We start from the raw sequence: 24,094 nt of genomic DNA, 5'->3' as shown, positions 1-24,094 counted from the left end.
GGACCTGTATGTTTATACAGTGATGATAGCAAAGTCCCGCGCGAGAACGCCGCGCCTCAGCCCGCGAGCCATACGACCGTCAGCGAACGCACGCCCTGCGCGCCGCGAATCAGAACACCCTCGATATCGGCGGTGGCCGACGGGCCCGTCACGAGCGCGGCGTAACGCGCGCTGCGGAAATCGTCGCGACGGTAGACGTCTTGCAGTCCATCGAGTAATTGCGCCGGATCGAGCAGCACAACCAGATGCTGGACGAGGTAGCCCAATGCATTGACCACATATTCGCGCTCGCTGAACCACACGGAGCCGGTTTCGGCAACGCCAAAGCGTGCCCGCACCACGCCGACGTCAACGTCGTGCAGCGATGCGGGGTCTGTATCCGCGCCGATCGCCCGCGTGCCAGGCACTTCCGCGCTCGCCGATGCAATCGATGCCGCCGCGCCGAAACGCTCGCGAATCAGATCGCTGACGCCACGCGCGCTCGGCGCATCGACGCAAGTGCCACCCATCGTCTGTAACGCCGCAGTGAAACGCGCCCGTAGATCGCCGCCAACGGGATCGAATAGCGGCACGTCGGGACGCGGCCGCGCGGCCGGTTGCGCGGCGCGCACCTTGGCCAGAAAAGCCTCACGCGTTGTCATCGCCGCCTCCGCGATTCTTCTTGTACCACGCATGAAAAGTCATTTTCGGCGCTTCCGGCAATTCGCGCTGCCGGCCCCAGATATTCAGAGGGTTGTACAGCACGAAATTCGGCAACCGCCGCAACGCACTGCCCATCGACGACACCGTCGCGCGATACAAGGTCGGACTCGATAGCAGACGCCCCGCCATCTTCAGTACCTCCTGTTTCACGAACGGCACTTCGTGTTGCTCGGCGATCACCGCGCGCCATTTGTAGATCTGCTCGTGAATATTGATCTTCACGGGACACACGTTGGTGCAACTGCCATTGAGTGTCGACGCGAACGGCAATGCACTGTAGCGTTTCAGATCGAAAGTCGGATTGATGATCGCGCCGATCGGCCCCGAATAGGTGCCGCCATACGAGAGGCCGCCGCTGCGTCGATAGACCGGACACGTATTCATGCACGCGCCGCAGCGAATACATTTGAGCGAGTACCAGAAATCCTCCATCGCGAGCCGTTCGGCGCGGCCATGATCGACGAGGATGAAATGCATCTCGGTGCCCGGCCGCGGCGCACGGAAATGCGACGTGTACTGCGTGATCGGCGAACCCAATGCGCTGCGCGACAGCATGCGGACGAACACGCCGAGATCCGACACCTTCGGTATCAGCTTCTCGATTCCGATCGACGCGATATGCAGCGGCGGCACGTTCGCCGACAGATCCGCATTGCCTTCATTCGTGCAGACCACGACCGTGCCCGTTTCCGCCACCGCGAAATTGCAGCCGGTCATGCCTGCCGTTTTCTCCCGCACGAAATACGGCCGCGTATTCATGCGCTGACTTTCGGCGAGATAATGAATGTCGCTATTCGTCGGATCGGTGCCGATGGTGCGGCCGAACAGCTCGGCCACGTCGGCGCGCAGCTTGTGCACGGCCGGCACGACCATATGACTCGGGTCCTGATGATCGAGCTGCTGGATGCGCTCGCCGAGGTCCGTCTCCATCACGGTCATGCCGCGCGGTTCGAGATACTCGCGCATCCGGCATTCGTCGGTCAGCATCGACTTGCTTTTCACGAGCGTGGTCATGCCGCGCTCGGACATCAGCCGGTGAACGATCGCGTTGTGCTCTTCCGCGTTGGCCGCCCAATGCACGACCACGCCATTGGCCTCGGCCGCCGCCGCGAACTGCTCGAGGTAGTCGGCCAGATGCGTCAGCGTGTGCTCCTTGATGCCCGACGCCAGCGCGCGCAGCGTTTCCCATTCAGCAATGCCGTGCGCCTGCGCATCGCGCTTCTCGCGCAGGTCCCACAGACGCTTGTCATGAAACGCGACGTGTTCGGTCTGACTGATGAAAGAACCGGCCGCTTTGGCGTGATCGACGCGGCGATCGCCGCGGCTCATGAGCGCGCTCCATTCAGAACCTGCGCGATATGGATGAAGCGCGCGTCGGCGTTCATGCGTTCCGCGCAACCCTGCTGATGCATCAGGCACGACATGTCGCCCGAAACGATGTACTCGGCACCGGCATCCAGATGGTCGCGCACCTTGTCCTGCCCCATACGCACCGACACCGCCTCTTCGGTCACCGAGAACGTACCGCCGAAACCGCAGCATTCGTCGGGCCTCGCGGGCTTCACGAACTCGATGCCCTTCACGCCTTCGAGCAACGCGCGCGGCTTCGAAAACGGCGTGCCGGCGATTTCCGACGTCGACGCTTCGTTCAGATGACGCAGCGCGCTGCAACTGGTATGCAAGCCGACGCGATGCGCGAACTCGGCCCACGGGAATTCGCGCGCGCCGATCAAGTCGTGCAGAAACTCGACCAACTCGTAAGCGCTCGCGCGCACTTTTTTCACTTCATCGGTCTGCTCGATCGCGCTCAGATGCTCGCGCACATGATGAATACAGCTCGCGGACGGCCCGACGATGTAGTCATAGCCCGCGAAGTTGCGCGCGAACAGCCGCTCGGTGGCGGCGGCGTCCGCATGCGCGCCGCTATTGGCCATCGGCTGGCCGCAGCAGGTCTGCTGCTGCGGATAGTCGACCTCGATGCCAAAACGTTCGAGCAGTTCGAGCGTCGCGATGCCGACCTCGGGATAGAACGCATCGATAAAGCACGGGATAAACAGCGCGACTTTCATAGGCTCTCGAGGAAAAGCGGCGGGGACGATGTCTGTTGGCCGATGTGGGCGATGTCACCCATCCGGCCGTCTTGGTCATGTTGGTCTGACCAAGACTATAAAAAAGTCCGTAGCCGGTGTCAATTCGGACTGCGCCGGCCGCGAAATCGACGCAATCAGGAAATCACGGCGGCCGACGGCTTGGTCGCATCGTCCTTGTAAATCTCGCGTACGAAGGCGAGATGCCGCTCGGCGGCCTTGCGCGCTTTGGGCGCATCGCCTGCGACGACGGCGTCGTAAATCGCCTGGTGCTGGCTCATCAACTGCTTTTCCATCGCGTCGTCGTAGTCGATCAACCGATGATACTGGCGCATGCCCTCGCGAATCAGCGTATGGATGCCGTGCATCACATGCGCCAACGCGACGTTGTGCGTGGAGTCGGCGATCGCGAGATGAAATGCGGCATCGAGTTCGGCGAGATCGGCGCGCTCGCGCGACAACGATGCAGCCTTCAACGCCTCGAACGCGGCGCGGATTTTCTTCAGATCGGTGGCGGTTGCGCGTTGTGCGGCATAGACAGTCGAAATCGCTTCGAGCCCCTGGCGCAACTCCAGAATGTCGGCACTGGTACGCGGATTCTGCGTCAGCAGTTCAGCAAGCGGCTTCGAGATGAGCGGCGCGGTCACGTCGACCACCGTGAAGCCGCCGCGCCCCGACGTTTCGATGTAACCGTCCGCCTCCAGCCGGATCAGCGCCTCGCGCAGCGACGGCCGCGACACGCCGAGCTGCGCCGCGAGATCGCGCTCGGCCGGCAGCCGATCACCGGGCATCAATGTCCCGGCCGCGATCAGTTGCTTGATCTGATCGGACACGACGTCGGAAATGCGCTTGCGAGCGAAGGACGGAATCGGTGTGAATGGCATAAGCGGCAAACGATGAAGCCGGTTGACGGAGCGCGCGACTACTCCACGGTGCGTGGAATTATACCGTTGCACGGCATGCGCCGATTGACCGATCTCAACGCCGTTGCGACGCATAGAAGCTCGCCAGATCGCGCTTCATCGCGTGCAGCGCGGCATCGTCGAGATAGATCATGTGGCCGGTCGGATAGTAGGCGATGCGCAGGTTCTCGCGCAGCGGACCATCAAGGCCGAGATGAGCGAGCGCGTATTCGGTCGCGTAGAACGGGGTGGCCAGGTCGAAGTAACCGTTCAGCGACAGCACTCGCAACTGTGGATTCTGCCGCATCGCTTCGGCCAGATCGCCGCCCGCATAAGGGAGCTGCAGCCGCTCGCCCCACCATTCGCGATGTTTCCAGTCCCATTGCTTCAACGCGTCGTCGCTGAACACCAGGTAACGCTCGGTTGGCGCGTAGTGCAGGTCTTCCTCCAGATGTTGATGAAGCGCCGCATTGAACGCATTGGACACGCTGCTCACCGACGCATCGAAGTCCGGGTCCTCGGATGCATCGTCGAAATTCACGCCTTCGAAACGCGCATCGTAGCGGCCCACGCTGCGCGACTCGCTGCGCAGCAACTCGTTTCGAAAGCGCGACGGGTAAAGACGCAAACGGTTGCGCTTGACGAAGCCCACGTCGAGCCCGGTGAAGTACGCGATGCGCGCGGCGATCGCGTCACGCTGGTCGTCGGGCAGCGCATCGCCCTGTTCGAGCGCCTGCGCATAAGGTCCGCGAGCGAACGCGCGCGCTTCGTCGAGAAAGGCCGGCAGGCTCGCGGGCTTCGGCGTGACCTTGTCGTGATACCACGCGATCGCCGCGAAACTCGGCAGATAACTCTCGCTCTTGAAGTCGGTGCCTGGCGAGAACGCCGCGGAATTGAGTACCGATGACAGCAGGATCACGCCGTTCAGCGCGATATTGTTCTGCCCCAACCGATAAGCGAGCATCGCGGCGCGCGCGGTGCCATACGATTCGCCAAGCAGGTACTTCGGCGAATTCCAGCGCTGATTCGCCGTCAGATAGCGGTCGATGAATTGCGCGAAAGCATCGACGTCCTGATCGACGCCCCAGAAGTCCTTGCCCGTGCCATGCCCGACCGGTCTCGACAGGCCCGCGCCGACCGCATCGATGAACACGAGGTCGCTGATATCGAGCAGGCTGTCGGGGTTGTCCTCGAGCGTGTACGGCGCGGGTGGCGTGCTCGCGGGGCTCGCGGTGCGCACGCGCTTCGGGCCGACCGAGCCCATCATCAGGAACACGCTGCCAGCGCCCGGGCCGCCGTTGAAGAGAAAGGTGATCGGACGCGCTGCCGGGGTTTTCGTGGGCACCGTATAAGCGACGTAGAACACGCTCGCATTGGCCGCGCCGCTCTTGTCGTGCAGCAACAGATTGCCGGCGGTCGCGGTGTAGTCGAGCTTGCGGCCGTTCACGCGAAGCGAATGCGTGGTGACGCTCGTGGATTCAGGCGGCACCGGGATCGCGGGCGTTGACGCCTTGTCCTTGCGTGACCTGGCTGTCGCGTCGACCGAGTCCGGTGCATTCGATGCAGCCTGCGTGTCGCCGCGCGAAGCCGTGCGCTTGCGCGCCTCGTCGTTCGGACGCACCGCCATCGAGTGCGGCTCGCGCGAATCGCCGGGCGACGACGCGTTCGCGTCTGGCCCGTGGCCTGGCGCGATGCGCGCGGATGCGGCGGCGTCCGCGCTTTCGCCGGTGTCCGGGCTTTGCGCGGTGCTCGATGCATCGGCCTGTTCGGCTGCCATGCACCGTTCACCGAGCGGCACCGCCATGACGACCGACAGCGTCAGCGTGAGCGCGGCGGCCGGCAATCGCGCTGTCAGCAAGCGGCGCAACGAAGGAGAAAAGCGAAGGATCATGACGTTGTCCGCGACGAGTTGAAACACGCTGGCATCTGGCTAGCGGATGTGGGAGCAAACCTGGCGCGCTCGATTCTTGACGCAAGTTTGCCCGGCGTCAACCTGCTGCATCCTTGCACGCCCAACATGACAAAGCGCTTTTTCTGAACGTGGCGCACGCCTGCGCAGTCATGGCAGAATCGATAGCGCCTTCGTCGCCTTGTCGAGAATAGCCAATGGACCAACTGGTACTGGATGCATTCGACGCTGCCGCGCTGATCCCCGGCTTTCGCGCGCCGCAACTGCCGCAGCAACAGCCGGACCGCTCGACCCTCGACGCCGCCGACCACGCGATGCGGCACTGGACGAGCACCGTCAGCGGCCCGCTGCGGCCTGGCTCGGACGCGCACCGGCAGGAAATGTGCCGCATGTTTCGCGACACTTTTAATCCGTATCGCCCGTCCGTGCTAGCATGGCCGCAACTCGAAGCTGCAACGCTCCGGCGCATCGTCGCGCTGCCCATCTGGGACATCGCCGTGCAAACCGAAGGCAGGGCTCGCCTGCGCATGGCCGCCTACGCGGCGACGCTCGACACCCCGGACTTGCGCGACGCACTCGCGCTGAACGCGTGGGAAGAAAACCGCCATAAGGAAGTGCTGTCGCGCATGGTGCACGCGTATGGCATCGCGCTCGCGAGCGAGCCGCCCTACGTCTATCCAAAAGACACGGAACGGGCTTACCTCGTGACCGGCTATAGCGAATGTATCGACAGCTTCTTCGCCTTCGGCCTGTTCGAAGTGGCGCGGCGCTCGGGCCTGTTTCCGCCGGCGCTGACAGAAACCTTCGAGCCGGTGATGCAGGAAGAGTGCCGCCATATTCTGCTGTTCGCAAACTGGGTCGCATGGCATCGCGCGCAGCTTTCATGGTGGCGGCGCATCCGCTTCGAGATCAAGGTGGCGGGCGTGTGGGCGTTTCTGGTTTGGGAGCGTATCGGGCTCGCGCGTGCGATGGATGCCGACGGTAACGTCCACGAGCACGATAACAACTTCACGGTAAACGGTGCGCAGTCGGTGACGGATGTCGATATCAGCGTGCCCGAATTGATGCAGCTGTGTCTTCTGGAAAATGAACGGCGATTCGCGGGGTATGACCCACGGTTGTTGCGCCCCGAAACGATGCCGTGGCTGGTGCGCTTCGGCTTGAAGTTCGTGCGCAAGAAGAAATGAGCCGGGTCGCGGGCACACGCTCTGCCCGCGCGACCCGGCATTCGAGACTGGCGAATCGCTGAATGACGGTCTCGTCAGCGCCTCACCCCTGCCACGAACATCGCGATCCTCTCGCACGCCTCGATCAACCGATCCTCGCTCACCACCAGCCCCAGTCTCACGAATCCCTTCGCCGTCTCCCCGAACGCGCTCGCGTCGAGCACGGCCACGCCTTGCGCACGAAACAGCTGCCACGTGAACTCGATCGTATCGAGCCCGCTCCCGCTGACGTCGACCATCACGAACATACCCGCTTCGGGCAACAGGCATCGCAAGCCCGGCACGCGATGCAAGCGCTCGAACACGACGTCGCGCCGTCGCCGGTAGATCTCGCGAATGTCGGCGACGATGTCCGCCCTGTTCTCCAAAGCCGTCAACGCGGCCTGCTGGATGAAACCCGGCAGGCCGTACAGCATCGCGAGCGCGAGCCGCGCCATGTGCTCGATCAGCGTCGCCGGCCCGATTGCCCAGCCGACGCGCCACCCCGCCATCGCGTGCGACTTCGACAGACTGCCGAGCGTGACCGTGCGCGACGCCATGCCGGGCAACGACGCCATGCTCACGTGCTCACGCTCGAACGTGAGCTCCGCATAGACCTCGTCGGACAGCACCCACAGGTCGTGCTCGCACGCGAGCCGCGCGATGCGCTCGAGATCCGCGCGCTGCATGACGACGCCGGTCGGATTGCACGGCGTCGCGAAGAAGATCGCTTTGGTGCGCGGCGTGATCGCCGCTTCGAGCGCGTCGCAGTCGACGTGAAACGCGCGCGCCGGATCGACCGGCACCGCGACGAGCGTCGCGCCCGCCGCGCGCACGCAGGCCTCGTAGGTCAGATACATCGGTTCGGGGACGATCACTTCGTCGCCGGCTTCCAGCAGGCATAGCGACACCGCGAACACGCCGTTTTGCGCGCCGGCGGTCAACACCACGTTGGCGACGCTCACATCGCAGCCCGTCGTGCGCGCGTGCTGCGCGGCGATCGCCGCGCGCAGCGGCTCGCGACCGGCTATCGCCGTATAGTGCGTATCGCCGGCGCGCAACGCGTCGATGGCGCGCTCGACGATCGGCGCGGGCGTCGAGAATTCCGGATCGCCGACGCTCAGCACGATCACGTCTTCACCGTTGGCGGCGGCCTGCTGCGCGACGCGATGGATTTCCCACGCCGAGGTGCGCCGCCCTTGCAGTCGCTCGACCAGATTCGAATACTTCATTGCGCTCACCCGTTGTTGTGCCGTTCCGTTGATCGGTTCGGATTCGAGCCGCCAATGTAATGGCGCGCCGACGAAACGTCCAGAGACGAAAAAGGGTCATGCGAGTGGACAACCTCACATGACCCGGTGCGCAATGTACTGCTGTTTGAATGACTGCTTTTTTCACCCCCGCTAAGAACTTCGGTGCGTCAAAGCTGCCGGCGCAGTTCCGCCGGCGGCACCTTCATCAGATGCCGGTATTTCGCCACTGTGCGCCGCGCGACCAGTACGCCCTGATCCGCGAGCATCTTCGCAAGCGTCACGTCCGACAGCGGATCGCGCGTGTTCTCCGCGGCGATCATCTCCTTGAGCAGCGCGCGCACAGCCGCGGCCGAACAGGTGCCGCCGCTTTCGGTGCCGAGCTCGCGCGGGAAGAAATGCTTGAACTCGAAGATGCCGCGCGGCGTCGCCATATATTTGTTGCCGGTCGCGCGCGAGATGGTCGACTCGTGCAGGCCCAGTTCGTCGGCCACGTCGCGCAGCACCATCGGCTTGAGCGCGATTTCGCCGTATTGGAAGAAGGCCTTCTGATGCGCGACGATGCATTCGGCGACACGCTGAATCGTATCGAAACGCTGTTGCGCGTTACGGATCAGCCAGCGCGCTTCCTGCAGCTGCTGCGCGAGCGGCGAACGGCTCGCGCCGGCCGACTGCGCGAACAGCTGCGCATACATGCGATGGATTCGCGCCCGCGGCTGCACCGCCGGATTGATCGATACGACCCACTTGTTGCGCACCTGACGCACGATCACATCGGGCACCACGTAGTTATCCTCGGCTCGGCCGTAGCAATTGCCCGGCTTCGGATCGAGCTTGCGCACCAGCGCGCAGGCCACGCGCAGCTCCTCCGCGCTGCAGCCGATCTGCTTTTGCAACTCTGCCTGCTCGCGGCGTGCGAGACGTTCCAGATGATGCTCGGCGATCTGCCGCGCGACGTCGCGCCCGGGCGTATCGGCGGGCAGCGCATTGATCTGCAGCGCGAGGCATTCCGATAGCGAACGCGCGCCGAGCCCCGGACGATCGAGCGACTGCACGAGGCGCAACGCCACCAGCAGTTCTTCCTCGGTCAGCGTGGGTTCGAGATCGACGCTATCGGCCAGGTCCGCGAGCGATTGCCGCAGATAGCCGTCGTCGTCGAGCGCCTCGATGATGAAGCGCGCCACCGCGCGATCACGGTCGTCGAGCCGGTACAGGCGCAACGCGTCGTGCAACTGCTCGCGCAGCGTGGGTTGCGAACGAGCCCAATCGGCCGGGTCGCTGCCGTCCGAGTCGCCGTTCTGGCGTGTCGAGTTGCGCGAACCGTAGTCGCCGGAAAAGTCGGCGGGCATGTCGTCCTGGCCCGCGCTTTCGAGCGTGTCGCTAGCGGCGCTTTCCGCGGTCAACCCGTCGGGCTGGACGGCGGCAAGCGTATCCGCGGCGGGCGGCACGCTGGCGTCTTCGCCCGGCGTCGTGCCGGCGAGCGCGACGTCGTCCGCTTCGGATGAATCGTATTCGAGGAACGGATTGGTATCGAGCGCCGTGCGCAATTCCTGCTGAAACTCGAGAGCCGACAATTGCAAGAGCCGCACCGATTGCTGAAGACGAGGCGTCAGTGCAAGAGACTGCCTTGTGCGTAGTTCGATCGAAGGCATTGGAGTAGATCCCGTTCGTTAGTAGCCAAAGACTCAATGAGCCGCGTTCACCCACCAACGCAACGTCCGTACCAGTTTGCGCAAACCGCTGTTTCGATTGCGCTTTGTTTTTTCAGGCCCATGAATTGCACTGCCCGCGAGCGTCGGTTTTTACAAACGGCAGGCAATTTCCGGTCCCTTCTTCACCTCTCGGGCCGGCTTGCGCATTGCGGCGCCGGGACTCGATTCGTCAGTCGAAAAGTCCTTGGCGGCGCGGGTCCCGCTCGCGGCATCGTTTGGCATAGAGCGCGTGGGCACGATGCTTGCGGAGCGTGGTGGGTGGACGGACGCCGCCCTTCGCTAATGCGCCAATGCAGCGCGGATGCGAGTGCAGCGTCCGGTGTCGAGAAACGGGCCCTGACGGTACCGTAGCGGCGACGACCCACGTGCGTCATCAGCGGCTTCGGCCGCGATCGGCCACCGGCAACAAGACCGCCATTTTCATCACCACCGGAAGGAGAGAACCATGAAAAAGATCCAGCTTCTGAAGACCGCAGGCAGCATCGCCGTTGTCGCGTTTGCGTTGAACGCAAACGCACAGACCAGCGCCTCGGCCCCGCCCGCGGCGTCGGAGAGCGTCGGCCAGCATATCGACGACGGCACCATCACGACCAAGGTCAAGGCGGATCTGCTTGCCGCGAAGAACGTCAAATCGACGCATATCCACGTGAAGACCCGTAAGGGTGTCGTGTGGCTCACGGGTTCGGTGCCTTCGGCCGACGAGAAGTCCGCCGCCGAAGATGTCGTGCAGAACGTGAAGGGCGTGACCAGCGTGAAGAATCATCTGAAGGTCGCGGCCGAATAATACCGGCGCAATCGGTTCGCGCCGATTCGCCCGGGTGGAACGACAGAGAGCCGGCATCGCCGGCTCTCTTTCTACCGCACCGACACGTCGATCAACGCTTCATCGCCGCATACTGGTCGCGCAGATCGCGCACGCGATCATGCGTCTGCAGAAGGCCATGGTACTGCCGCTCGACGATCGCCCGCACGTCGGCTGGCAAGTCCTTTTCGAGCGCGTCGTGATAGTGTTTCTTCGCGACGTCTTCGCCTTTTTCGCACTCGGCGAGAATCGCATGGTCGCTGCGGTCCGACACCGCCGATCTCACGTCGACCCAGCCGCGATGCAGCGCACCGCTCATGCTGCCGCGGTTCTCGGGCTTGCCGCCCAGCGTCTGAACGACATCCTGCAACTCGCGTGCGCCGCGCGAGCAATCTTCAGCACTCGAGCGGAACAGCGTCTTCAGTTGTTCGTCGTGCGCATCCTCGGCTGCCTTCATAAAGCCCTTTTCGCCATCCTTCGACGTTTCGACGAGATCATTCAATACGGAAACAACGTTGGTAGCCATTCAATACCTCCAAGGGTTTCGTTCATCGCGCAATCCGCCGCGCCGGGCTTTTTATTCGCCTCGCGATGAATCGGTCCAACGCGCGGCAGACTGCCTGTGATGCCCGCACGACGCGTGCCCGGCATACATCGCTGCCGCCCCACGGTGCGCGGCGATCGAGGGCTAACGCGACGACGAAACCGCGCCGTAAACGGGAAACCCAAAACGGAAAACGGTCCGATCGCCGTCGGGCCGTTTTTGTCGATACGGCGCGTCGCTTACATCACGCGCTTCTCCGCGAATTCCTTGATTGGCTCGGGCGTCTTCAGCGGATCGAAATCGGCCCAGCGTCCTTGCTGCCAGCGGCCGGTCGCCTTCTCGATCGCCACGCCGCCCGCTTCACGCAGCACCCGCGCGGCCTGAAGCTGATTGTCGGGCGATACGTGCACGGCGACGAGCACGCCCGAATCGCGCGCCTCCTCGTGATAAGGCACACGATGGTCCGATTTGCGGCGCTCATGGGTGCGCGACATGGCGCCGGCCAGCGAGCCGACATACGCGCCGACGCCCGCCGCGAGCAGTGACACCAGCAGGGGTGCGGAAAACGCCGCGAAGATCGCCACGCCGACGACCGCACCGATCACCGCGCCGATAGTCACCCCAATGCCCGCGCCTTTGGGCGCCTCTCGCGCGGCGGGGTCGGTATCGGTGTCGCCGCCGATCGGGAAACGCGCATGCTGACCGCGCGGATTGACGAAAAACAGCGTGACGTCTTCTTCCACGAAACCTGCATCAAAAAGCTTTTGCGCCGCGCTTTCCGCGGCCGGGAAAGTCGTGAAGCGCGCTGCGACGATGAGTGACATAAGGCCTCCTTATCGTTAGTTGGCGTTCGCAGACCATACGGTCGCCGGGTGGCACGCGTCACAGCAGTGCGCCCGGTCAGCGCGGCACGCGGCGGCGCTACGCCGCGGCGCCGCGATCCGGTTCCATGCCTTCCACTCTGAACAGTCCGCTATGCAACACTACGCCTTCTCCATTGTTCTGGTCGAGCGCTTCGGCGCAGACCGAGCGGATGCGCTGACGGCCTCTGTCGAAGGCGGCCAACTGTGCCGCTTCGAGTGCCGACTCGGCGCCGAAATGATCTTCCAGCGCCTCGGCGGTGATCGCGCAGACCACCGGCTCGCCATCGACCCGCGCAACGAAGCGCACGATCAGATTGGCGCCGTCGAAGGCCGGTTCGTCGTCGGGGAAATCGATCTGCATCAGAGAGTCCTCATAGGCCGGCCGTGGCAGGATCGCGTTCATGACGAGCCCTTCAATTTGCCGGCAAGTTGCTGCGCCATCTCGAGGTGATGCTTGATGATCGGCAGCGCCTGCGTGGCCGCGGCCTTCAGTTGCGCGTCGGTGCCGCTGCCGCTTTGCTGCTGGAACAGATCCACCGCGCGCTGATGCGCTTCCACGCCGACCTGCTCGACGTAGGCCTGATCGAACGCGGTACCCTTCAACGTCTGCAGCTTGCCGACTAGCGCGGAATCCGCGGATGGCGTCGGCTTGAAGCCCTTCTTCGCGACCAGCGCGGCCATGGTGTGCGACAGCTTCGTGTGGTCGGTAATCATCTGCTGCGCGAACTTCTTGACCTGCGGATTGTTGGAGTTTTTCAGCGCGATCCTGCCGGCGGCAATCTCGGTCGCGTCTGACTTCGACGCATCGAGCACGAACTGCTGATCCGCTGGCGAGAGCGTCGTGCGGCCGGTGGGTGCGGCGCTCGCGGGTGCATCGCTCGCCTGCGCGCAGGCCGTGTCGATCGATGCCGCGCTCATGCCCAGCACGGCCAGCGCCGTAGTCAACACTTGTAGGGAATACCGGAATTTCATGCATTTTCTCCCTGTTGCGGCATCGATGCGCAAGCGCCGACGCGAACGCGCCGCCTGCGATCACGCCGCCTTGCGCTTCGTCAGTTGACCGATCAGCGTCTTGTTGAAGGCGGGAATGTCGTCGGGTTTGCGGCTCGAAATCAGATTGCCGTCCTCGACCACTTCCTGATCGACCCAGGTGCCCCCCGCGTTGCGAATATCGTCCTGCAGGCTAGGCCAGCTCGTTACCGTGCGCCCCTTGATGATCCCCGCCGACACCGGCAGCCACGTGCCGTGGCAGATCACCGCGATCGGCTTCTTCGCGTTATCGACCGCCTTGACGAAGGCTTGCGCCTGCGGCAGCAGCCGGAGCGCGTCGCCGTTCACGACGCCGCCCGGCAACACGAGCGCGTCATAGTCGTCGGGACTGGCCTTGTCGAATGTCGCATCGACGTCGACGGTGTCAGCCTTGTCGACGTGCTTGAAGCCCTGGATCTTGCCCGGTTTCGCCGAAATTACGTGGACCGTCGCGCCCGCCTCCACGAGCGCGCGTTTCGGCTCCACCAGTTCGGCCTGCTCGAAACCGTCCACGGCGAGTACCGCTACCTTGTAGCCATTCAGTGCGTCAGTCATGCGTCCTCTCCTTCGCGCAGTGCCGCGCTCATGCACGGGTCCGATATGCATGTGCACAGCGCGGCGCCTTCGTTAAAGCGCTGATACGCAAAACCTGTGCCCGCCGCATTGTCACAGCGTTCCCGCTGCGCAGCGCGGGCTGCGTCATCAGTACAGCGTCGTAGTCAGACGTCGGTTTCGTCTTCGCCGAGGCGCTCCGCGTCCGGCGGCACTTGCGGATCGACGACGTGGTCCGCCTCGATATCGCGGTCCAGCTCCAACGCTGAATCGCCATCGGCCGACGCGCGCTCGCCAGTACCCGCGCGATCGGTATCGCTGGCGAGTTCGGCGTCGCCGGTTTCCAGTGCGTGGTTGTCGAGCTCCGTATCGACGTCGAACTCGTGACGCTTTGCGCCCGCCACATCGCTGCCGCTATCGGACGAGTCGCTCGGACCCAGCGCGCCCGTCGTGCCGGACGTTTGCTTGACGGTCTGCTGCGGCTCTTCATCGGGATTGAGTGTGCTGCTCATGAAAGCCCCTTTCCGGTTGATCACACCGACTTTTGCGCAAGGACCGTTCCGCTGCGGCACTCCTCTCGATGCTGTCGAATGGCATCCCTCTTGCTTCCCGCCGAGCACACGGCATGCATCGCGCCCTGCCGGGCGAACCGATCCGAACCACGCTTGAAACTTCTACCTGCAACGATGGCTACCGCAACTCGTTCAACCACCGCATCACGCAGCCCGACGGCAGCGAATGGCAACACCGCCTCGCACGCCATGCCGCCGGGTCTGCACCACGCCGACGACAGCAGGCCCGGCTACACCCGCAAGCGCGACAGGAACGGCTTTGTGTATTTCGACGTGAACGGCGAGCGCATCATCGACGAGAACGAGATTCAACGCATCAACTCGCTCGCGATTCCGCCCGCTTATGAGAACGTGTGGATTTGCCCCGATCCGCGAGGTCATCTGCAGGCGACCGGCCGCGACGCGCGTGGCCGCAAGCAGTATCGCTATCACCCGCGCTGGCGCGAAACGCGCGACGCCGACAAGTACGAACGGATGGCCGAGTTCGGCCGGGCGTTGCCGAAAATCCGCGCGCGCGTCGCGCGTGATCTGAAGTTGCCTGGCATGCCGCTCGACAAGGTGGTCGCGGCCATCGTGCAATTGCTCGATACGACGCTGATCCGCGTCGGCAGCGTCGAATACGCGCGCGATAATCAGTCATACGGATTGACCACGCTGCGCAAGAAGCACGTGAAGATCAAGGCCGGTCAGTTGCGCTTCCAGTTTCGCGGCAAGAGCGGCATCGAGCACGACGTGACGGTGGGCGATCCGAACATCAAGCGCATCGTGCGGCGTTGCGCGGAGCTGCCGGGTCACGATCTGTTCCAGTATCTCGACGAAGACGGCACGCGCCACACCGTCGGCTCGACCGACATCAACGACTACCTGCGCCGCGTGAGCGGGGCGGACTTCACCGCCAAGGACTATCGCACGTGGGCGGGCAGCGTCTTCGCGCTTGCGGCATTGCGCCGGTTGATCTGCGGCAGCGTGGCCGAAGCGCGCCATCATATCGTTGCGACCGTGAAAGAAGTGGCGACGCTGCTACGCAACACACCCGCCGTCTGCCGGCGCTGCTATATCCACCCGGCGATCATCAGCGCGTTCGAAGCCGATGAGTTGCAAAGCCTCGCGCCGGGGCAATCGCGCCGCGGACTCAAAGCCGATGAGCTAGCCTTCGCGGTCCTCCTCGCGCAAGCGGAAAAACAAGCGGCGAAACTCGCGCGCGCTTCCGGCGCGAAAGGCCGCAAGACGCGGGAGTCGGCGGTCGACGAGAGCATCAACGGTTCGCTGACGAGTTTGCTGAAAAAGTCGCGCGTGGTGCGTAAGAAAACCGCCGGCGCGGCACCGACACGCGCCGGGGAAGATCTGCGCGCTCCCGCGCGCGCGCGTACGCCGCGCACTGCGCAGGAAATGGCATCCGAACTGAAACCGCCGACTCAGTGACAGGCTCAATGCTGAATCGATGATGGCTCAAACACGTTCGGCGAACGCGGCCATCACACCGTCACTGGCCTTTCGTATCGCTGCTGGCATTCGCGCCAGGTGTGTTAGTCGTGTCGGTCATCGGTTTGTTTGCCTTCGATTTCTTGTGATGATGCTTCATCGACGAAGTCGAACCCGCAGTGTTGCCCATGGCACCCGACGCAGGCTCGTTGCCCGCGGTCGGCGCGGCGGTCGCAGCGCCATGCGCGTTGCCGCCGCCGGCGCCGCTATTGCCGTTGCCGCCGCCCGCCTGCGCGAACGCAGCGCTCGATGCGATTACACATGCCGCGGCCAGCCATGCCTTCGGATACTTGCTCATCTGGGTTCTCCCTGAAGTAAAAAAGACGGACGTGATCCTTACCCTGCCGTCACCCGAAGTCGAGCAAAGGCTATGCCGCGCGGGGCGCTCGTCGCAACCCGCGTCAAGCTAGTCTTCTACCGGCTTGCGGCGACACAAACGAAATAATTTCAAACGCGCTCGCATCCTTTACGCGCGCGGTGCCTCGTCTCGCGGATGCGCCGAGCACCACGGCGCAACGGCGCGCACGGCTGGATGGAACGGCCGTTGCTAGATGCCTCTGTACATTCACCCCTTTAAAGGAGCCCATCATGGTCATCCAGACCCAGACGCAAGGTGCGAACATCGTCGGTAAAGGCGCCGCAACCGCGGAAGGCCCAGGCCCGGATGTGATGGCCGCGGATACGCTCGACGGCAACAAGGTCATCAGCAGCGACGGCGAGCACATCGGCAAGATCAAGGACATCATGCTCGACGTGCGTTCGGGCCGCATCGCGTATGCGGTGCTGTCGAGCGGTGGTTTCCTCGGCATCGGCGACAAGCTGTTCGCGATTCCCTGGCGTGCGCTGACGCTCGATACGGAGGAAAAATGCTTCGTGCTGAACATGACGGCCGAGCGCGTGAAGAACGCCCCGGGATTTGATAAGGATCACTGGCCATCGATGGCGGATGAGACGTGGGCTACCACCGTGCATCAGTATTACGGCAGCGAACCGTACTGGGGCGGCGACGTCTACACGAGTCGCGATGAGCCAGGCGTCGGTGACATTCCTCCGGGATCGTCGGACGCGCCCGAGGCCGGCGGCGTGAAACTCTGATCGCCAACTCGACCATTGTCGACGCGTGGCCTGTCCGACATTGCGCTTCAGAAGAGAACACCATGGGGACCCGAAAGACCAGCAGCAGATCAAAACGCCCTGTGGCCCGTGGGAAGTCGGGACGGCCACCGCGTCAGCGCCATGCGCAGGCGCACGCCGCGCATCGCGCGAAAACCGCGAAATCGAAAGGCGCTTCCGGCACGAAGAAATGGTCGCATCACGTGATGGAAACGAGCGACGCGATGGACATCCAGAAGGATATTTTCAAAACTGGCAGCGCGGAGTCCATCGCGCAATCGTTGAAGCATTCGTCGACGGTGAGCCGTCGACGCAAGGGCACACCGTTTCAATCGGCGATGTCGATGCTCAATTTCTACATCAATCGAGCGGGCCGCAACCTGCCTAAGGAGCGGCGCGATACGTTGCAGCGGGCCAAGCGCAAGCTGCGCGAAGCGTTTGGGCGCGAGCCGCGGTGAAGCGACGAAACGGCCGCGCCAGCACGCGACGCGGCGCCGCGCTTCAATCGGCTCCGGGCTGAAGGCCGAACGCACTCTGTACGGCTTCGAATCGCGAATTGACGTTCAGTTTCTCGAAGACGTTTTTCATATGCCATTTGACCGTCTCCGGCGCCAGATTCAATGAGCGTCCGACTTCCTTGTTGGACAGTCCGCGCGCAACGTAGCTCAGGATTTCGAGCTCTCGCGCGCTCAGCGTGCCCGGCGTCATCTTCGTGTCGGCATAGCTCGACGACGAAGATCGCATGTTGTCGGCATCGTCGAAAGCCGACAGCAGCGTGCCGATATAGCTGTCGTGCTTTGCCGCGATTTCCGACGGCGTGCGACGAAAGCGTGCCAGTAACGCACGCATCGGTGCCCCCTCATCCACGACGCTATTGATCATCCCTATCGCGCTGCCGATCCTCACCGCGTTGCCCAGTGCGGCGAACGCCTGTTCCGAAGCGCCGTTCTGCTCATGCGCGAGAGCAAGCAGCAATGACACAGCGGCCTCGGCATAGCGCCAGCCCAGCGCAACCAGATTCTCGAGTGAGCGCGAAAGAAAGCCGACGGCGTCCCCGGCGGCATTTTCCGCGAGCAGAACGCGGGCTTGCAGCACGCAGTAGCTTACCCACGTTTCGATCGCCGAGCCTCGCCGTCCTTCGCACATCATGGGTACGCTCGCGCTCAGATCGTCGGAGAGCTGTCGCGCCTCGGCCACCCTACCGTCGGCGAGGAGCTGTCTGGCGGTTTCCGCATCGCACGCGAGCTTAAGACGCAACCATCGACGGGTGATCGCGACCTGTCGACCATCCTCGAGAACGGCCAACGCCGGCCCCTTCTTGCCATCGCGCCACAGCAGACGTGACGCGGTGAGCATGTAGCGCATCGACGCGGCGAGTGGCGCCGTCTCCAAGGCGAGGGTCATGCGCCCCTCGATCAACTTTCGCGCTTCGGACAGTTCGTTGCACTCGTAGTAAATCGATGCAAGGCAGCCGGCCACCGCGGCCGCGCCCGCCGACCACTCCCCTTGCTCTTCTTCGGAGTACCGCATCGCTCGTTCCATCACCTGCCTTGCCTCTGGAAGTTCGCCGTGTATCAGTGCGGCGACGCCGTACATCACGTCGGGCAGCATATCGGTGCTGTTCGGCTTCCGGCTGAGTCCCACCTGATTGGCTGCGGCTCTCCACACGCTGGATATGTAGGCGAACTGCCCTCTATACACCAGGCCGAAAATTTCCGCGCTTTGAGCGTAGTGACGTACCCAGGAATCCACAGGCGCCGTCGATGCCACAACGGCGCGCCCGAGTTCGAGCGCATGCTCGCTGTCGTCATTCACGGCAGCGATCACCGCGCGGATCGCATTGATCTCCGCCCATGCGACCTCGTCGGCTACCGACCGATCATCGCGAGCGACACGCTCGAAGTCGTCGGCAATCTTGGTGATCTCCTTGGACGCGCGCGCGGTTTCAAGCGACATCGCGAGAGCCCAGGCTTTCGCGAGACGCAAGCGCAGTCGACCCGCGATCACATCCGGCGGAAGTTTCCGAATCCAGCCCGGCAGCTTGAACGGGTCGCCGCGTTGGAGCATCTCCATCGCGCAGTTTTCGGCCCACCCTGCCGCCTGCGCGAGATCGCCCGCCGCCAGCGCATGTCGCACGGCTTCGGGCCACAAACGAGCCCGCGCGAACCAGAGGCTTGCGCGCCGATGCAGCAACGGGACTTGTCGTGGCGTCTGACGCACGAGACGGCGACGGAGCGCATCGCTGAGCAACGCGTGATAGCGATACCAGCTTTGCGTTTCATCGAGCGGCCGAATGAACACGTTATGCCGCTCGAGCCAGTCCAGTTTCTCTCCACTGTCGCTTTCACCGCCCATGACTTCGTCGCACAGCGTCGCGGTGAGCCGCTCAAGGATCGACGTGCACAGCAGAAACGTCAACATATGCGACGGTAAATTTGCAAACACCGTATCGTTAAGATAGCGATCGATTCCGAATCGGGAATCGGCGAGATGACCGGCGAGCGCGGTTACGTCATCGACCCGGTTCAATCCCAGCACAGCCAGTTGCAAGCCGGCCACCCAGCCTTCGGTCGCGCTGTTCAACAACTCGACGCTGTTACGGCTGAGCAGCGTGTTACCGGTGTGGTCGAAAAACGCCTGAGCATCGTCGAGCGAAAAGCGAAGATCGTCGACATCCACATGCGAAAGTTTGTCGGGGGAGCACAGCCCGCTCAGCGATAGCGCCGGTTCGCCGCGCGCGCCGAGCAGGACGTGGAGGTTGTCGGGCGCGTAGCGCAGCAGGCGCGACACGATCGCGAGAACGGGTCTCGCGCTCAGGCGGTCGACGTCGTCGAGTACGAGGAAAACACTGCGGCCGTATGCGGCGATGCCATTGAGCAGCACTGAAATGACGGTTCTGACCGGCGTGTGTGCATCGTTATCGAGGACGTGCTGTGCCTGCCACGCGATCTCCGTCGACGCACGAGAAATCGCCGCCACCAGATAGGCACCAAGTTGCTGCGGATCGTCGTCTTCTTCATCGAGACTGAGCCACGCAACCGGACGCTTCTTTCTCGTTTGCGCTTCGCTCCACGCGGCAAGCAAGGTCGTTTTGCCGAAACCCGCGGGCGCGGTGACGAGCGTGATCTGACGTGGGCGTCGTTCATCGAGTCGCCGGAGCAATAGAGGCCGATGCACGCAACCCGCGGGAAGGCGCGGGGGCATCATCTTGGTCTGGATCAGCGACACGATCCATTCACGCTCGAAACTATCTGCGGGTGTATTCATGAGTAGTCCTCTCACAGCTATCGGTGAGGGGCAAGGAGGGTCTTGAGAATTCGCGTTTAAGATACGCCGAACCGTGTGATGACTCAATGCGGAGCTGTGCAACGAGGTGCGACGACCGGAATCCGCTTCAGATCGCGCATGGCCTCGTGTCGAATCGCTAGCGGCGATTGCTCTGCGCGCCGAGTTCCGGCGTGTCGTTCTGCGCGACGGGAACCTCGGGTTCGGAGTCCACCGACGCTTGCAGGTCCACGCTGCCGGCATCGACCTCGTCGAGCCGGTAGCCGTGCGTATAGACGGTCGTCAATCGCACGCCATTGTCCGGGCACAGCGCCAGCTTGCGTCGAAGCCGGTAGATATGCGTATCGATCGTGCGCGACGTACTGTCCAGTTCGCGGCCCCAGACCAGCTTCGCCAAAAGCCTTTTGGAAACGACCCGCCCCACGTTCGAGAAGAAATGCGCCGCTACGACGAATTCCTTTTCCGTCAGCAAGATCGATTCGCCATGCAGATAAGCGGCGCGCCGCGTGACGTCGAAGGAATACGGTCCAACAGCGATTGCGCTTTCGACTTTCGCGCTGCGCCGTGTGCGGCGCAACAGTGCGCCGACTCTCGCCACCAGTTCTTCGGTCCGGAACGGCTTGACGACGTAGTCATCCGCGCCAGCGTCTAGCGCCTGCACGATGTCGACTTCCAGAAGTCGGCTGGTCACGAACAGCACCGCGGGTTCGCGGCCCAGATGACGGCGTATCCAGTACAGCACCTCGAAGCCGCTCACGCCCGGCAGTTCCCAATCGAGCACCACGAGGTCGACTTCGTTAGCCTGAAGAAAACTGATTGCGTCCTTGCCCCGCTCCACCTTGCTTATTCGATGCCCGGATTGCCTGATTTCCCTTTCGACCGAATCAGCTTGCGCGGTATCGTCTTCTACCAACAGGATATTCATTTATCACCTTTTTTCTTTCGCTCGACTGGAACACCGACCCCCCACAAATGCGGCGAAAGACATTTGCTCTGGAATTCCACTCACACGAGCAACGAGTTCAACGGGACGAAAAACCAACTTGCTAATCGCATACGGTCCAGGGTCGGCGTGAGCGGGTAGCGACGTCGGCCCCATATGCTTTGTGAAATTCGAGAAGAAAGATAGAGCCAGTCGCCTTTCAAATGCCCCCCTTCGGGGAGGGGGGATGGCGTTTTTCGAAGGGGGGGTCATATTGTGTGGTCACCCCCCCTTGCCCGTCATTCGATCTGGCAAGCGCATCCGGCCGCGCGTCGGCGGCGGCGATAAAACGATCGCGGTCGTCGACGACGCACCGCCGGTTTGCCCGACTATGGTGGAATCATCGTCAGCGCGGTCGCGGCGATGAGGCGGGAATAAGCGTGGCGCGAGGTTCGAGATCGTCCGCTCGCGGGGGATGTTCGGGATAGTGCGAATTCAAAGGTCGCTGTTGAATCGCTGAGCGAGCTTGGACACCGACTTGCGAAGCGGCGTCGTTATCGAAGGTGCTGGAACGGCGGAACAGTTCGGGTCGAGATAATCAGCCGTCCCGGCCTGGATCAATCTCAAACGCCATTCCCGCCCACCGTCCGCTGACTCTTCCACTGCCCCTGCTGCACCTCGAACAGCGTATACGGCGGCTTGATCAGATCTCCGTGCGGATCAAACGCGATTTTCCCCGTCACGCCCGTCACGTTGACCTTCGGGAAAGCCGCGACGATCTTCGCGCGATCGAGCGAGTCCGCGTCCTGAATCGCCTGAATCATCGCGAGCGCGGCGTCGTAGGCAAACGGCGCATACAGTTCGACATCCTGATTGAAGCGCGCCTTGTAGCGCTTGCCGAACTCCTGCGCGGCCGGCAGCTTGTCGAGAGCCGGGCCGGGTTCGAGATCGCGCGTCCCCTCGCCCGCGTTGCCTGCGATCTGCAGGAACGCATTGCTCTTCAGCGCGCCCGCACCGAACAGTTGCGCGGGCATGCCGAGCGAGCGCATCTGCTTGACCAGCATCGCGCCTTGCTCGTCGAGACCGCCGAAGAAAACCAGATCGACGTTTTTCTGCTTCAACGAGGTCAGGATTGCGCGCAGATCGACCGCCTTGTCGTTCGTGAACTCGCGATCGACGATATTGCCGTTCGCTTGTTTTGCACCCTTCTCGAACGCATCGGCGAGGCCCTGGCCGAACGCGGTGCGATCGTCGATGATGCCGATGCGCTTCGCCTTCAGTTGCTGCACCGCGAACTCGCCCGCGATCACGCCGCCGACGCCGTCGTGTCCCATTGTGCGAAACACGTTTGCGAAACCCTGCGCGGTCAGAGCCGGGTTCGTCGAGCCCGGCGTGATCATCGCGACGTTCGCCGTGTGATAGACGGCCGAGGCGGGAATGCTGCAACCCGAGTTGTAATGGCCGATCACGCCGACCACGCCATCGTCGACCAACTTCTGGGCGACCTGGATCGCGATGCGCGGATCGGCCTGGTCGTCCTGCACGTCGAGCACATATTTGACGGGTTTGCCGCCGATCGTCGGATGCTTCGCGTTCGCTTCGTCCACCGCAAGCTGCGCGCCGTTCTGCAAGTCCTTTCCGACCCGCGCGACCGGTCCGGTCAGCGGTCCGGCGAAGCCGATCTTCACGACTTGTGGCTCGGCGCCGTACGACGGCGCATGCGCGCACAACATCCCAAGGGCGAGTGCGACGACCAGGTTTCTGCGTTTCATGATGTCCATCCTCTTCCGTGCAGCAGTTGCGGTGGTTAAAAACGACGCGGGCTATAAGGCGCGAGATCGACCGGCGGCATGCGCCCCGCCACCAGATCGGCGACGACGCTGCCCGTCACGCCGCCCAGCGTGACGCCCAGATGCTGATGGCCGAACGCGTAGACGACGCGTGGCGACGCGCTCGACGGGCCGACGACCGGCAGTCCGTCGGGCAGCTCGGCCGCAAGCCGAGCCAGTCGCTATCCGGCTGCGGCAATTGCGGCAGCGCGTGCCGCGCGGAGCGCGTGATCAGGTCGAGCAGCGCGGCATTGCGCTGCGATCCGTAGCCGCCGAGCTCGACGGTGCCCGCCGCGCGGATGCCGCCGTCCATCGGCACCATGTAGAAGCCGCGCTCAGCCCAGCCGCACGGCCGTGAAATCAGCGACGACGTGCCGGGGAAACGCACGTGATAGCCGCGCTCGGTATCGAGCGGTACGCGGTCGCCGCATTGGCGCGCGAAGCGTCGCGAAAACGCCCCCGTGCAGATCACCACCTGTGCGGCGTCATAGGCGCGACCCGCATCGTCGACGATGCGCACGCTGGCGCCGCCCGGCGCGAGGGTGCGAACCGCGATGCGCTCGTGCCGCAGACCGCGCGCGAGCAGCGCTGTGTGCAGCGCCTGCAAAAAGCCGCGCGGATCGCTGAGGAACCAACTGCCGTTGAACAAGGTGCCGTGCGCAAAAATGGGCGCGAGATTCGGTTCGAGTGCGGCGATGCCGGCTCGGTCGACGTTTTGGAAGCGCACGCCAAGCGAGCGGCGCAATGCGAGCGACGGCTGCGCCGCCTCGAACGACGCCGCACTCGAGTACAGATACAGGCATTCGCGCGGCCGCACGAAGCGAGACAGGTCGTCGCTCGCCAGCATTTCATCGTAGCCGTCAGACGCGCGCGACAGCAGGCTCGCAAGCGCCTGCGCGCTGTGCAGGTAGCGCCGCGGCATCGATGCGCACAGAAAGCGCGCGAGCCACGGCGCGAGCTGCGGCAGATAGCGCCAGCGGATCCGCAGCGGACTCGTCGGCGAAAACAGGAAACGCGGCAGATTGCGAAACACCGCCGGGTTGTTCACCGGAATGCAGCCGTAGTTGGCGAACGTGCCTGCGTTGCCGTACGACGTGGCCTCGCCCGGACCGAGCGGGTCGAACAGCGTGACGTGGTGACCGTCGCGCATCAGCCAGTAGGCGCTCGACAGGCCGATGAAGCCCGCGCCCAGCACGGCGACTTCGCTCATCGCGCTTGCCGGCCGGTACAACCGCCCGCGCGACCCGAAGCCGGGCCGAGTGCATCGACCGGGCGCAGCGTTCTCTGTTGCTCTGTCATGACTGTCCCTCCTGCACTGCAGTTGCAGGTCGCCG

General features: G+C 63.5%; 22 protein-coding genes and 1 pseudogene. 5 read left to right on the top strand and 18 right to left on the bottom strand.

The features are described 5' to 3' along the window. Positions 1–56: 56 nt before the first annotated feature. The 5 genes from BJG93_RS21505 to BJG93_RS21485 all read right to left on the bottom strand — a co-directional run bounded on the left by BJG93_RS21505 (position 57) and on the right by BJG93_RS21485 (position 5,582). Positions 57–641, bottom strand: coding sequence for a LutC/YkgG family protein (locus BJG93_RS21505; protein WP_027196269.1), 585 nt, complete (start codon positions 639–641; stop codon positions 57–59). Further along, on the bottom strand, positions 628–2,031 hold the full coding sequence (locus BJG93_RS21500) for a lactate utilization protein B (RefSeq protein ID WP_027196268.1): 1,404 nt from the start codon (positions 2,029–2,031) through the stop codon (positions 628–630). Before BJG93_RS21500 ends, BJG93_RS21505 begins: the two co-directional genes overlap by 14 nt. Then, positions 2,028–2,771, bottom strand: a complete 744-nt coding sequence (locus tag BJG93_RS21495; RefSeq protein WP_027196267.1) for a (Fe-S)-binding protein — start codon at positions 2,769–2,771, stop codon at positions 2,028–2,030. The genes BJG93_RS21500 and BJG93_RS21495 overlap by 4 nt, the downstream gene beginning before the upstream one ends. A 155-nt stretch (positions 2,772–2,926) precedes the next feature. Further along, positions 2,927–3,673, bottom strand: a complete 747-nt coding sequence (locus BJG93_RS21490) for a FadR/GntR family transcriptional regulator (protein WP_027196266.1) — start codon at positions 3,671–3,673, stop codon at positions 2,927–2,929. A 94-nt stretch (positions 3,674–3,767) separates the two neighbouring features. Next, a complete protein-coding gene (locus BJG93_RS21485; RefSeq protein WP_027196265.1) occupies positions 3,768–5,582 on the bottom strand; it encodes a S10 family peptidase in 1,815 nt (604 codons plus the stop codon). Between the two features lie 215 nt (positions 5,583–5,797). On the opposite strand from BJG93_RS21485, the gene BJG93_RS21480 reads away from it, so the two are divergent. Continuing rightward, positions 5,798–6,787: a hypothetical protein gene (locus BJG93_RS21480; RefSeq protein ID WP_027196264.1), complete on the top strand. Its 990-nt coding sequence runs from the start codon at positions 5,798–5,800 to the stop codon at positions 6,785–6,787. Positions 6,788–6,861: 74 nt separating this feature from the next. Here BJG93_RS21480 and BJG93_RS21475 read toward each other — a convergent pair whose 3' ends face one another. Both BJG93_RS21475 and BJG93_RS21470 read right to left on the bottom strand, forming a co-directional pair. Then, complete coding sequence (locus BJG93_RS21475) at positions 6,862–8,037, bottom strand: pyridoxal phosphate-dependent aminotransferase (protein WP_027196263.1); 1,176 nt, start codon at positions 8,035–8,037, stop codon at positions 6,862–6,864. 188 nt (positions 8,038–8,225) lie between these two features. Next, a complete protein-coding gene (locus BJG93_RS21470) occupies positions 8,226–9,707 on the bottom strand; it encodes an RNA polymerase factor sigma-54 (protein WP_027196262.1) in 1,482 nt (493 codons plus the stop codon). A gap of 505 nt (positions 9,708–10,212) precedes the next feature. Here BJG93_RS21470 and BJG93_RS21465 point away from each other — a divergent pair. Continuing rightward, positions 10,213–10,551 (top strand): BON domain-containing protein, encoded by a 339-nt coding sequence (locus BJG93_RS21465; RefSeq protein ID WP_027196261.1) that lies wholly within the window; start codon positions 10,213–10,215, stop codon positions 10,549–10,551. Positions 10,552–10,642: 91 nt separating this feature from the next. Here the strand turns inward: BJG93_RS21465 and BJG93_RS21460 are convergent, their stop codons facing one another. The 6 genes from BJG93_RS21460 to BJG93_RS21435 form a co-directional block, all read right to left on the bottom strand. Next, entirely contained in the window at positions 10,643–11,095 is a 453-nt protein-coding gene (locus tag BJG93_RS21460; RefSeq protein WP_027196260.1) for a PA2169 family four-helix-bundle protein, read from the bottom strand. A 257-nt stretch (positions 11,096–11,352) separates the two neighbouring features. After that, positions 11,353–11,937, bottom strand: coding sequence for a membrane protein (locus tag BJG93_RS21455; RefSeq protein ID WP_027196259.1), 585 nt, complete (start codon positions 11,935–11,937; stop codon positions 11,353–11,355). A gap of 97 nt (positions 11,938–12,034) precedes the next feature. Then, entirely contained in the window at positions 12,035–12,379 is a 345-nt protein-coding gene (locus tag BJG93_RS21450; RefSeq protein WP_027196258.1) for a DUF1488 family protein, read from the bottom strand. Continuing rightward, on the bottom strand, positions 12,376–12,948 hold the full coding sequence (locus BJG93_RS21445; RefSeq protein ID WP_027196257.1) for a DUF4142 domain-containing protein: 573 nt from the start codon (positions 12,946–12,948) through the stop codon (positions 12,376–12,378). Before BJG93_RS21445 ends, BJG93_RS21450 begins: the two co-directional genes overlap by 4 nt. 60 nt (positions 12,949–13,008) lie before the next feature. Further along, on the bottom strand, positions 13,009–13,560 hold the full coding sequence (locus tag BJG93_RS21440; RefSeq protein ID WP_027196256.1) for a type 1 glutamine amidotransferase domain-containing protein: 552 nt from the start codon (positions 13,558–13,560) through the stop codon (positions 13,009–13,011). A 164-nt stretch (positions 13,561–13,724) separates the two neighbouring features. Next, entirely contained in the window at positions 13,725–14,069 is a 345-nt protein-coding gene (locus BJG93_RS21435; protein ID WP_027196255.1) for a hypothetical protein, read from the bottom strand. A gap of 174 nt (positions 14,070–14,243) precedes the next feature. On the opposite strand from BJG93_RS21435, the gene BJG93_RS21430 reads away from it, so the two are divergent. Next, entirely contained in the window at positions 14,244–15,551 is a 1,308-nt protein-coding gene (locus BJG93_RS21430) for a DNA topoisomerase IB (RefSeq protein WP_027196254.1), read from the top strand. Between the two features lie 61 nt (positions 15,552–15,612). Here BJG93_RS21430 and BJG93_RS21425 read toward each other — a convergent pair whose 3' ends face one another. Continuing rightward, positions 15,613–15,909 carry a hypothetical protein gene (locus tag BJG93_RS21425; RefSeq protein ID WP_027196253.1) on the bottom strand — a complete coding sequence of 99 codons (297 nt, stop codon included), beginning with the start codon at positions 15,907–15,909 and terminating at the stop codon, positions 15,613–15,615. Between the two features lie 290 nt (positions 15,910–16,199). Between BJG93_RS21425 and BJG93_RS21420 the strand changes: the two genes are divergently transcribed. Continuing rightward, entirely contained in the window at positions 16,200–16,706 is a 507-nt protein-coding gene (locus BJG93_RS21420) for a PRC-barrel domain-containing protein (protein ID WP_027196252.1), read from the top strand. A 62-nt stretch (positions 16,707–16,768) separates the two neighbouring features. After that, positions 16,769–17,182 (top strand): DUF3175 domain-containing protein, encoded by a 414-nt coding sequence (locus BJG93_RS21415; RefSeq protein ID WP_027196251.1) that lies wholly within the window; start codon positions 16,769–16,771, stop codon positions 17,180–17,182. A gap of 43 nt (positions 17,183–17,225) precedes the next feature. Here the strand turns inward: BJG93_RS21415 and BJG93_RS21410 are convergent, their stop codons facing one another. The 4 genes and pseudogenes from BJG93_RS21410 to BJG93_RS21395 form a co-directional block, all read right to left on the bottom strand. Continuing rightward, entirely contained in the window at positions 17,226–19,991 is a 2,766-nt protein-coding gene (locus BJG93_RS21410) for a LuxR C-terminal-related transcriptional regulator (protein WP_027196250.1), read from the bottom strand. A gap of 157 nt (positions 19,992–20,148) precedes the next feature. Beyond that, positions 20,149–20,934 carry a response regulator transcription factor gene (locus BJG93_RS21405; protein WP_051374311.1) on the bottom strand — a complete coding sequence of 262 codons (786 nt, stop codon included), beginning with the start codon at positions 20,932–20,934 and terminating at the stop codon, positions 20,149–20,151. Positions 20,935–21,554: 620 nt separating this feature from the next. Continuing rightward, the gene (locus BJG93_RS21400; protein WP_027196249.1) at positions 21,555–22,703 is read right to left on the bottom strand and encodes a branched-chain amino acid ABC transporter substrate-binding protein; all 1,149 of its coding nucleotides are present in this window, start codon (positions 22,701–22,703) and stop codon (positions 21,555–21,557) included. 35 nt (positions 22,704–22,738) lie between these two features. Next, positions 22,739–23,970 (bottom strand): annotated as a pseudogene (locus tag BJG93_RS21395) (NAD(P)/FAD-dependent oxidoreductase). Positions 23,971–24,094: the final 124 nt, after the last annotated feature.

The sequence above is a fragment of the Paraburkholderia sprentiae WSM5005 genome (assembly GCF_001865575.2).
In the GTDB taxonomy this organism is placed as follows: Bacteria; Pseudomonadota; Gammaproteobacteria; order Burkholderiales; family Burkholderiaceae; genus Paraburkholderia; species Paraburkholderia sprentiae.
This window is presented reverse-complemented; position numbering and strand designations above follow the sequence as displayed.